Raw genomic sequence first — 9,806 nt, 5'->3', positions numbered from 1 at the left:
TGCCGCCGAGTAGGCCAATCGGATCACTTTGCTGATATCGGCCTGTGTTCGGGTCATAATCCCTGTAATAGTTATAAACTGATCGGCCCGACGAGCGTCGTAGACCAGAAAGGGATTTTTCCTTGATAATTCAGGCGGTTAACGAGCGAATTTGCTGAGGCAATTCCCGCTCGGCATAATTTTTCCCCAGACGCACTTTCTGATACTGCGAACTACCTAACAGAGTGTCGTTGTTTTTCTTTTAGCCGCTAAAAAGGTGACCGGCACTAAGGGCCATACCTGTCCCGATACACTCGATGCTCAGCGCAGTCTGCGACCAGCCCCAGACTTTCCAGAAGCTGTCGTTCCCAGGAACCCGGGCGGCGCGACCCGTCTGCGATACTCACCAGCACATAGTTGACCAGCGATTCAATGCTGTCCATTTGAGCTGGCGCACCATGCTGCCGGTGCAGTGCCACCAGATACTCCAGTTCTTTCAGCACCTCTCGATGCAGGTTGATAGTAATGGTTACTCTGTTTTCTTGTTGGTTAGACATAAGCGATTCTCCGAAGTGGCTGCTGTTTGCCATTTCACGCCTGCATCGCGCGCAGGGCTGTCAAGGCTGCGCAGCACCACGCTCGCGTGGCCTGGCCTTGACTGACCGAGCACGGTGCTAACCTCTCATGGCACACAGCAGACACGGACTTGCCGCACGCACAGAACGCGCTACAGGCAACCGAACCACCCCTTTAGCTGCAGCGCCGCAGGCGCTACAGCCGCGTAGCGGCTAAAGGAATGTGGTTATCGTTTCGGCGTGAACAATACGCTGAAGGAGCTACGACTCACGAGCGCCAATGCGTTGTGCGGCTTTGGCACTGACGACATAGAACACCTTGTACGTGCAGCCCCTGCGACCTAAACCATAAAGGGCAGGCGCATTGGTGGGCGTGGGGAGGAGCGGGAGAGGTGGAGGCTGCGCCGCAGGCCAAGCTGGGGTGGATGGCCTGGCTCGAAGCGAGCGCAGCGAGTGCAGCCAGGACAGCAACACCAGCGCGGCTTGCCGCAACATTACTTGCCTGTGAACGAACGGTACACACTTGGGGATCACTCCCTTGCCAATAACGAAGTACGGACTGCGGCTGGCAACTTTATTGCCGTGTTTTTGCAATAAAGATGACAGACGCTCACACTGTCCGATGGCACCCTATTCAATGGGAACTCAGGATAAATGCAAATCGCCAGGCAGCAATTGCCGATAGTGTAATACAGTGATCACATCGATCCGAGGTGCCTTTTTGCGATAGATCAATCGGTAAGGCCGAACTAACACTTCAAGCAAGTCCGTATCTTCGTATCCTTCCACCTCATGACCGATATCAGGTAACTCACCCAGTTGCCAGGAGCGCCGCAGAATTTTGTCAACAACTTCCCTCGCCGCCTTCGGATTCTCTTTTGCTATGTAATCGTGGATATCGTGCAATCGGGTTTTTGCGCGGTCGGTCCATTGAACCCTCATGGTTCAATGCCAAATTCCTTCATCACATCTTCGACTGGTGTCGTGCGATCAGCGTCACTGTCCGCCAGGCCCAGTTCGATTTCCCGGCGTTCCACCAGCCGATACACCACGTCATCCCACGTCGCATCCGTAGGCAACTGATCGATCAACTGATGCGCGGCCTGCTTAATATCCATCGCCGTTTGCATGGCATTTACCTCAGAGACGTTTCCACTAAGCATATCAAGTTTCCTCTCGTTTGACCGTTGTTTGGTCGGTATCGATGCTGTTTTCCACTCGCGCCGGATGCGTTGCCGCATGGATTTCCCGCAGCTTTTCGATGCTCACCTGCGTGTATATCTGTGTGGTCGATAAATCCGAATGCCCCAACATTGTCTGGATAAAGCGGATATCCGCGCCGTTCTCCAGCATGTGGGTGGCCATCGCGTGACGGAACAGATGGCAAGCACCCGGCTTGTCGATATGGGCGTGGTGCAGGTATTTGCGCACAAGGTCCGATAAACGGTTTTTGTGCCACGGCTCGCCGTAGTCGGTCAGGAACAGCGTTTGTTCGTCGTGGTGTGCCAGTAGCTGCGGTCTGGCCTCTCGCCGGTACCGTTCAACCCAGTGCAGGGCGCGCTCGCCCAGTGGCAGCAAGCGGTCCTTGCGACCTTTGCCTTGGCGGACCAGCAGTGTTTTTCGGGAAGCGTCCACGTCGTACAAGGTCAGGTTGACCAACTCCATACGCCGAATGCCGGTGCTGTACAGCGTTTCCAGAATTGCCCGATCCCTGACACCGTACGGTGTACCAGTGTCCGGCAGGTGGATCAAGCGCTCCACTTCCTCAACCGACAGAATCACCTGCGGTAAACCCCGAATCTGTTTCGGCAGCACCAATTCGGAGGCCGGATTGGTCGGCAGGTAATTCTGGCGGGTCAGCCATTTGAAGAACGCTTTCACCGGCGCCAGCAGCGCGTGTTGGGAGCCCAGACTCAAGGGATCCCCATTGGGCTTGCGGTAATGATACAAATGCGCCTGGTAGCGCTCTAGCATTGGCTTTGTGATCGTTTTCGGGTCATCAATGCCGCGTTCATCGCACCAGGCAATAAACCGCCTCAGCACCTGCTCGCGGCTTTTGACCGTCGAGGGGCTGAGACCACTCATGGCGGCCCATTCGCTGAACCGCAGCAAGTACGGATACAGACCATTGTGATCAATCGGTGGTGTGGACTTAGGTTTCGGAGCGGCCGCTTTTTTGGTGGGCCGGGTTTTCGTGTACACGCCACGGCGTGGGCGGTCCTTGCGGTACGGCATGGCCGGCTAGGCCTGAGCGGAAGCGGCTGAGTCGGCCCCGCGAGTGCAGCGAGTGCTTTGGGTACGATACGACGCCCCATTGTTTTGACTGGGATGTGCGTTTTCTGCGTCAGGCCGACCACCTTGGCTGGAGCCCTTGCCCGTCGTGGCCTTCTGGCGTTTTGCGGACTCCGACACCCCACCGATCTGGCCCCGACTTGACACCGACTTAGGTCGCCCTAGCCCCGACCGCTTGGCGTTTGACCCCGACTTGTTCGCATCGTAGCGTAATGAACCCACATCAATCAGCCCCATCACGCGCTTGGCATCCGCTTCTTCACCCTGGTTATCTGCGGTATACAACAACTCATACGCCATCGACTGACCCCGGCCACCGCGGTGCACCAGCAGATATTCCATGTCCTCCAAACGCTGACAATGGATTTTGGTTTGCGTGTTACCAAAGCCCGATGCCTCACGGATGTCCTTGCGGCTAAACCGGAAGTCCTTCTGTTCCATGCCCTGGGCCTGACAGCCGGCTTGTACCATCGCCTGTATGTGTGTCAGCAGCTTGCGCGTCTGTGGTGGCAGCTCATCCAGTGTGCGACCTAGAATGTCGTGTGCCAACCGGTTGGCCGTTTGGATGTCGTCCAGCGTGACCTCGATGTACTCAATCGCAGCGCGCTCACCGGATGTGATAGGGCTCGGCGATTCCACCGTTTTGATCGTTCGCTGGTACTGATGCAACAACGCAATACTGTCGATCAGCGTCAGGTACTTTTCATGATCACGCCGGGTGCGGGTTTTATCGTCCAGAAACGTCAATTGGTCCGCGTACGGGTTGATCACAGCTAAGGGTTTTAGCAAGCGCTGCGCATTTTGGTGCAGCCGGAGAATACGGTCTTTCTCCAACGTGTGCTGCAGGCCTTGCAGGGTACGACGCTGGCGCTGCGCCCGGTGGATCGCCTGCGTTTGCTCGCGGCTTTCATTGACTGTCAGCACCAAACAGCGGTTTAGTAATTCTTCATCGATGTCGATGGCCGTCGTCGTTAAGAACAGCATCACCGGCCCTTCAACTTTGTATTCCTTCGTGACCAGATCCCCCGAATCGTCGTCCTTGCCCGTGCTGGCAATCGTCACTTCCCCCTCGCTCTGCAGCAGTTTTAACGCGTAACTCGCGTTGTGCGCCCCTTCTTCCTCCGCAATCGCCAGTATCTTGTGTTTCAGATTCGTCTCACCCATGTAAAACAAGCTCTGCCCCGTCATCGCCGAGTACTGCACCCGCTCTTCTTCCGGCATCAGCGCCAGTATCGACTCCATCAACGCCGACTTCCCCGCCGCACTCGACGACTGAATCACAACGGCCAATGGCCGTTCACATTGGCGTGACACGCATGCTAAATAACCCGCCAGTTTGTTGGTTTCTTCTCCGACCACACCGGCCAGACTAAAGTCCGATAGAATGCGATTCAGTAAATCCGGAGATGTGAGCAGCGCCAACGCCTCTTCATGTTCCGCGTCCGTTAACGCGTGGAGTGAATCGGTCACCGTGCCTGCGTCAGCCTCGACGTGCGTTTGCTGCAGTGTTTCCAGCTGCAATAACACTTTGCCCAGGTCTGTCTTGATCACGTCCGGGGCCACCCCGCACTCCACACAGGCCTGGTTGATAAACACCTGCCGGTGCTTGCTGCTGTACAAATCCAGCGTGTCCAGGTGGAAGGCGTCACCTTGTTTAACCATCAGGTTGATTTTCAGGGTGTCGCGAATGACGCTCTGATCAAAGCCTTTTACCCGGTAATTGCGGTCGCCCAGGGTGATGTAGAGTCCATCAGCTTTGACGTCCACAGGGATCGCTGGCGCAGGTGTCGGGGCCGGTGTCGCTTGGGTATCCAGCTCGTCTGCAGCGAGCTCAGCAGCTAAAGAAGACGCCACCGTGTGCACCACCTTACCGATCGGCTCCGCTTTTCGGATCACCAGGGCCAGCGACTTTTGCGGCGGCGACATCTGACACGCATACTCATTGGCGTCCATGCCTTTTGGGAACAACACACGGTAGGCATCGATACCCTTCTTGTTTAACGTCCTGGCCAGCTTCGCCGCGGCCCTATCCCCCGATTCATCCCGGTCATAGGCAATCAGCACCCGTTTGACCCCACCAGCCACCAGGCATTCCAGCAATTCCTCCGTAAACCCATTGGCTCCGTAACTGCTGGTCACCTGCCGAAAGCCCCAGCGCCAGAACGTCAAGGCATCAATCAAGGACTCGCACAGTATTACTTCCTCACAGCCCACCAGCCCTGACCGATTAAACACACCCTCGTGCGGCCCCGGCAGATACGTGTGTTTGGGCGTGCCCTTGCGCAAGCGATCCCCCAGCTTGCGGCCGTACACTTCCCGCACCGTCCCATCGTCATCCAAGACCGGAATCACCAGCGAGCCATTAAAATGCTCCCGCCCGGTCTCGCGGTACACCCCAATGCGCTTCAATTGCCCGCGGATGTCCGCACCCGCCTTGCGGCTTGTTTGCGGCAAGCGCAAACCCAGGGTGCGATTGGCCAGCCCCAGCTTAAATGTCTCGATCAGCTCGGCATCGTCCAGACCCCGCTTGGCCAGATACGCCAATCCCTCCTCACTGCCCAACAATGTCTCGTGGTAATAATCAATCACCTGCCGCAAAACCGCCTGATCCTCGCCATGCTCCGATACCGGAGTCGGCAACTTGGGTACCGTGTTGTACTTCACTGGCCCTGATGGTTGCGCGTCTGTCTTCTGTCCTGCGTCATCAGTCCTCAGAATTTCCACCGCGTGCCGGAAACTCACGCCCTGGGTCTGCATCACCCAGTCAATCACCGACCCCGCCGCCTCGCAGCCAAAGCAGTGGTACAGATTACTTTTTGGGCTGATGATCAGGCTGGGTGTGTCCTCAGTATGGAATGGGCAGGCAATCACATAATCCTTGCCCTGGCGCACTACTTCATGGCCCTGACTTTCCACCAGACGCAGTAAGGACACCTCGCGTTTGATGTGCTCCAGTTCGTCGTTGGGGATTCTGGCCATAATCGTCACCTTTTCCGTAGGATTTCCAAAACCTGTCAATAATCTATTAGGGCTTTATTATTATATCTTTTAGGATATAATTGCAACCCACCAAGACAATATGAGGATTAGGCTATGGCTTTCACAATGAACTGGATACTTCCCGTGAATTTTCCAATACGCCTGATTCAACACCGTAAAGAGCAGGGATTAACGCAGCAAGCGCTAGCCGATGCCTCTGAACTTCATATCACACAAGTTCGGCGCTATGAGCTCGGCGAAGCCCAACCCACCTTAGAAGCGCTGATAAAGCTGGCTAAAGCGCTCCATGTCAGCCTCGATGAACTGGTCTTTGACGACCGCGATAGAGGCCCGAGCAACGACCGACTCGTATTTTTGTTCGAAGCCATTGAGCAGCTAAAAAAAGATGAGCAGTCCGTCATCAGAGAATTGCTGGAAGGCATGGTGTTTAAATACCAAGCCCGACGGTGGACCCAAGCCAGTTAACCGAAACTTTTCGGCGCATTAAATTTCTTGAGGAATCAGCTCTAACGACAGAATATAGCCTTCATTTGCTGCAACTAACTACATCCGGGATGCAAAGTAACTGTCCAGCATGGCCGCCACCACGTCGAACGTGGCCCAGGTATCAGGGATTTGATAGAGGCTGTCAGCGTCCATTCCCGGATCGGCTGCAAACAGGTATTCGCCGCCCAGGTAGCTTTGCTCATAAAACATTTCGGCAAAGGCGTTGCCTGCTTCATTTAGATCATCAGCCAATAACTTGTCGCCGCAGTACCGATGCAAGTATTCAGAGCCAGTCATCGTACGTGCTTTGACTTCTGCGAGTGCGTCTGCATGTTCTTTGGTGTGATAGTCACTGACTAAATCGCGCGTGATTGCCCAGGCCAGGAACAGGCCAATATGCGTGCGTGAACTGCCTTCCGGTAAAGTGTACTCACCATCGGTGCCTTCTGGATGCCAGGACGCATCGTCGTATTTCATGCTGCTTACCTTAATTGAATCGGCGCTGAACGCCGGACTATTCGTCAACAAAAGCCAATAGACAAGCGTCAGCGCGCTTACCCCAGCCCGGTAACAATATTGGAATTCTATTGCGCACTTCATAACAGCCTCCTTGCCGTTGTTGTTAAGTTATCCCATTCGTTGCCCGCCCGCAGGGCCGCTCGAATTCTATTTCCGCTCTGGTAACCGCATTTTCGGTGACGGTTCCCACCTCGCTCCTTTGGTAAGCTGAACCCGCTGCTTATCATCCAATTTCATGTGCGCAAATACCTCAAACTGCAACAAGTGATCCATTGCTGCGCGCCAGTTGGCAAATAATTCTTCTTCATTGACAGTCGTGATGTCATCCATCAAATCCATGCGAATGCCGCCCCAGTCCAACTCCTTAATCACCGTGTTCGGCGTGGACAACAAGTTTTCCCGGCCAAACAGATCGATAAAATGTTCGCCGAAATAGGTACGGGTGGCAACGCCGCGAAGACCAGCCTTTAGCCAGTATTGAGTACCATTAATCCGAGAACTATAAAGAAATTCAACGGCCGTAATGTCCCTGGGACTCAGCTCACCAGTTTCGTTTCGCCATTCTGGAATAAACCCAACGGTACCAAAGCTCGGTTCGAAGATTGCCACCAGTTTATCCATCAACTCCATCCATGGCTGCCAGTGTTTTCTCGCGGTTGACTTACCAAGATCGGATGATATCGCCTGCTCTAGGCTGATCCCGACATAGCAATCGTTTTTGGGAGTTTTCTTTCGCCCAAACGAGACTGAAGGGAATAGATCGGCATGGACACGATTTCGAATAGTGGATAGTAAGTCAGTACGGTCATACGGGTATTTCTTTCCGTCGGTGTCCGACCACCACTCAGGCACGAAGTTATTTGATGTTTCAAATAAGTCCAGTATTTGCTCAAGATAATCCCCTTCATACATCGGCTTTGGCCCGATATATCCTGCATGTATCTGGTCCAATTTACCTAAAGACATTTGCTGTTTTGATCCTCTCTCTAAACTGAATCCCACTGCTGAAGATCAGGGTTCCACTCATGCGTGACCTTGCCATTCTCAACGTAATAGATCGTACTGCGGTTTTCTTCCTTGCTAAATTCCCGGCTCGGCCTCGGCTTCGGCTGCCCATCCGCTCCCTTCGGTGCATCACTCGATATCGTGATGACATGTTCCTTGCCGTCTTTCTTTGCAGCTTCTCGCTGGCCCTTGATTTGATCAGAATTATAAACCACCTGACCATCAGTGCCTTCTTGAAAGTGCTTATGTTCCTGAATGTACTTGTCTGTGACTGTATCTGGACGCGTTGTTTTCCCTTCGGGCGTATCGTAGGTATCTGGGCTCTTTATTACTTTGCCATCTTTGTCTTTGACCGCAAAGTTGTTGTTCCTAGCGTTACCCTCGCCCTTGAAATCGCCCAAGGCATCTCTTGCCTTATTCTCATTCTCCCTTCCTTTATTTCGAGCATCTCTAAGACGCTGATTCTTGCCTTCCCACACATCCCTGGACAATGGCTTTTGCCCCTGGTTTTCCTTAGCAGTCACGTGGCGAGCATAGCGCCAATCATCCGCCCTTGCGAGGTCACCATTTACTTCCGCCTCATCAATTTTCTTGCGGTAATAGTCCTCCTGCTGCTTATCCAGACCGCGCGGATCGTAGTCTTTACCTGGGGGGTACACTTCAGGATCATAAAAACGACCGTCGTCACTTTTGTATAGTTTCTCACCTCCAGGCCCCTCGTAGACATCCTGACCGTGTTCATTCTTGCCAGATTTTCGGAAGCCTTCTGGCAATGAGGTAAAGCAATTATTGTGCACCCAGACCGCGTCTGCATCCTCGTTCGCCGCTACAAAATAGGTGGAGAAATCTGCAACAGTTAGATTAAATGCGGTCAGCGGTTTATCTTGTATGTTCACTGCTACGACTGATTGCCAACTTTGATCGTCACTGAGCAACTCAAAGCCTGGCTTCAAGCTTGCTGCATCAACCCAGGCCCCATTAGCTATTTCGCCTCGGTAAACATGACCTTCTGACGAACGCCTCACCGCTACATTTTCGGGAAGCTGGACAAAATAGGGGTGGATAGCATTTGAAGAGATTGTTTGCTCGAGGCCGTCATGTGACCTAAGCATCACATTTACCGTCTGATCGTATGGGTTTGAGTACTGTGCGATTACGGGCTTCCAGCCCATTTCCCCAGTTGTTGCATTCTTGGACCAGACTTCATCATTACCTGCTTCAATCTGTTCAATGGCAACGTAACCTGCGGAGGTCAATACTAAGGTTTCAGCGGCGAACGAACAGCTGGATGCTTTGGGTGGCTTTTCCAGTGCTTTTCCAACTCTATGCGCTGCTTTTCCTATCCCGAGTGTGGCGACAGCCAGCAGGGTTTCAGTACCTGCACGGTCAAGTAAATCGAAGAGGTTATCACCGAGCCTCGCAACATCGTTTTTTCGCTTTGACTGACACGGGCTTAATTTGCCGATATCAAAAGCTAAAGAAATTAAATCCTTTATGAAAATTATGCCTGCCCAACCTGCCGATGCTACGCCAAACACACCAATAGCTGAAACAACTACACCTACAGCCACCGGGGCGGCAACACCTGCTAAAACAGCTCCACCGACCGCAACTGCTCCGCCCAGAGCAATCAAAGCTAAACCTTTGGCAGCATCCTTGATTTCTTTCAGAACTTTTCCAGCTGCGTCTTCAACGGTGGTCCCCTTCAAACGAGCAACAGTGTGCGCTATAACTTCCTCTAATTTCTGGGTATATTCTTCTTCTGCCACGGGAGAGACAGGTTCAGGTCCTGCACTTTGCTCGCTTCCTTCCGCGAGCCCAAGAACGTCCGTCAGCTGGAGTGGATTATTCGCCACATAGGCATAGGTGTTTATGCCGCCGAGTAGGCCAATCGGATCACTTTGCTGATATCGGCCTGTGTTCGGGTCATAATCCCTGTAATAGTTATAA

Annotated in this window: 10 protein-coding genes; 2 read left to right on the top strand and 8 right to left on the bottom strand. The window is 53.4% G+C overall.

The annotated features are described in order from the left end of the window. Window positions 1–266: 266 nt before the first annotated feature. Window positions 267–536: a hypothetical protein gene (locus Q0688_RS19575; protein WP_299081266.1), complete on the bottom strand. Its 270-nt coding sequence runs from the start codon at window positions 534–536 to the stop codon at window positions 267–269. 471 nt (window positions 537–1,007) lie between these two features. On the opposite strand from Q0688_RS19575, the gene Q0688_RS19570 reads away from it, so the two are divergent. Further along, on the top strand, window positions 1,008–1,151 hold the full coding sequence (locus Q0688_RS19570; RefSeq protein ID WP_299081263.1) for a hypothetical protein: 144 nt from the start codon (window positions 1,008–1,010) through the stop codon (window positions 1,149–1,151). Window positions 1,152–1,199: 48 nt separating this feature from the next. Here the strand turns inward: Q0688_RS19570 and Q0688_RS19565 are convergent, their stop codons facing one another. Genes Q0688_RS19565 through Q0688_RS19550 form a run of 4 tightly spaced genes read right to left on the bottom strand, consistent with a single transcriptional unit; the run spans window position 1,200 to window position 5,825 of the window. Further along, complete coding sequence (locus Q0688_RS19565; RefSeq protein ID WP_299081260.1) at window positions 1,200–1,496, bottom strand: type II toxin-antitoxin system RelE/ParE family toxin; 297 nt, start codon at window positions 1,494–1,496, stop codon at window positions 1,200–1,202. Continuing rightward, complete coding sequence (locus Q0688_RS19560; RefSeq protein ID WP_299081257.1) at window positions 1,493–1,684, bottom strand: hypothetical protein; 192 nt, start codon at window positions 1,682–1,684, stop codon at window positions 1,493–1,495. Before Q0688_RS19560 ends, Q0688_RS19565 begins: the two co-directional genes overlap by 4 nt. 34 nt (window positions 1,685–1,718) lie before the next feature. Next, window positions 1,719–2,789: a site-specific tyrosine recombinase XerC gene (gene xerC / locus Q0688_RS19555; RefSeq protein ID WP_299081254.1), complete on the bottom strand. Its 1,071-nt coding sequence runs from the start codon at window positions 2,787–2,789 to the stop codon at window positions 1,719–1,721. A gap of 6 nt (window positions 2,790–2,795) precedes the next feature. Further along, the gene (locus Q0688_RS19550; RefSeq protein ID WP_299081251.1) at window positions 2,796–5,825 is read right to left on the bottom strand and encodes a CHC2 zinc finger domain-containing protein; all 3,030 of its coding nucleotides are present in this window, start codon (window positions 5,823–5,825) and stop codon (window positions 2,796–2,798) included. Window positions 5,826–5,939: 114 nt separating this feature from the next. Here Q0688_RS19550 and Q0688_RS19545 point away from each other — a divergent pair, with 114 nt between their 5' ends. Beyond that, entirely contained in the window at window positions 5,940–6,311 is a 372-nt protein-coding gene (locus tag Q0688_RS19545) for a helix-turn-helix transcriptional regulator (protein ID WP_299081248.1), read from the top strand. A gap of 78 nt (window positions 6,312–6,389) precedes the next feature. On the opposite strand, the gene Q0688_RS19540 is transcribed toward Q0688_RS19545, so the two are convergent. The 3 genes from Q0688_RS19540 to Q0688_RS19530 all read right to left on the bottom strand — a co-directional run. Beyond that, window positions 6,390–6,932 (bottom strand): hypothetical protein, encoded by a 543-nt coding sequence (locus Q0688_RS19540; RefSeq protein WP_299081245.1) that lies wholly within the window; start codon window positions 6,930–6,932, stop codon window positions 6,390–6,392. A gap of 66 nt (window positions 6,933–6,998) precedes the next feature. Continuing rightward, window positions 6,999–7,817, bottom strand: coding sequence for a hypothetical protein (locus Q0688_RS19535; RefSeq protein ID WP_299081242.1), 819 nt, complete (start codon window positions 7,815–7,817; stop codon window positions 6,999–7,001). A 20-nt stretch (window positions 7,818–7,837) separates the two neighbouring features. Beyond that, window positions 7,838–9,806: polymorphic toxin-type HINT domain-containing protein (locus Q0688_RS19530; protein WP_299081238.1), on the bottom strand; the 1,969-nt coding region annotated here is incomplete at its 5' end.

This window comes from uncultured Paraglaciecola sp., assembly GCF_937123705.1.
Lineage (GTDB): Bacteria > Pseudomonadota > Gammaproteobacteria > Enterobacterales > Alteromonadaceae > Paraglaciecola.
The sequence above is the reverse complement of the archived record's forward strand: the minus strand, read 5'-3'. Positions and strand labels throughout refer to the sequence as shown.

Coding starts and splice junctions, on each gene's coding strand:
- Q0688_RS19540 (WP_299081245.1), bottom strand. CDS start 6,932: ATGAAGTGCGCAATAGAATTCCAATATTGTTACCGGGCTGGGGTAAGC.
- xerC (WP_299081254.1), bottom strand. CDS start 2,789: ATGCCGTACCGCAAGGACCGCCCACGCCGTGGCGTGTACACGAAAACC.
- Q0688_RS19545 (WP_299081248.1), top strand. CDS start 5,940: ATGGCTTTCACAATGAACTGGATACTTCCCGTGAATTTTCCAATACGC.
- Q0688_RS19535 (WP_299081242.1), bottom strand. CDS start 7,817: ATGTCTTTAGGTAAATTGGACCAGATACATGCAGGATATATCGGGCCA.
- Q0688_RS19575 (WP_299081266.1), bottom strand. CDS start 536: ATGTCTAACCAACAAGAAAACAGAGTAACCATTACTATCAACCTGCAT.
- Q0688_RS19550 (WP_299081251.1), bottom strand. CDS start 5,825: ATGGCCAGAATCCCCAACGACGAACTGGAGCACATCAAACGCGAGGTG.
- Q0688_RS19565 (WP_299081260.1), bottom strand. CDS start 1,496: ATGAGGGTTCAATGGACCGACCGCGCAAAAACCCGATTGCACGATATC.
- Q0688_RS19560 (WP_299081257.1), bottom strand. CDS start 1,684: ATGCAAACGGCGATGGATATTAAGCAGGCCGCGCATCAGTTGATCGAT.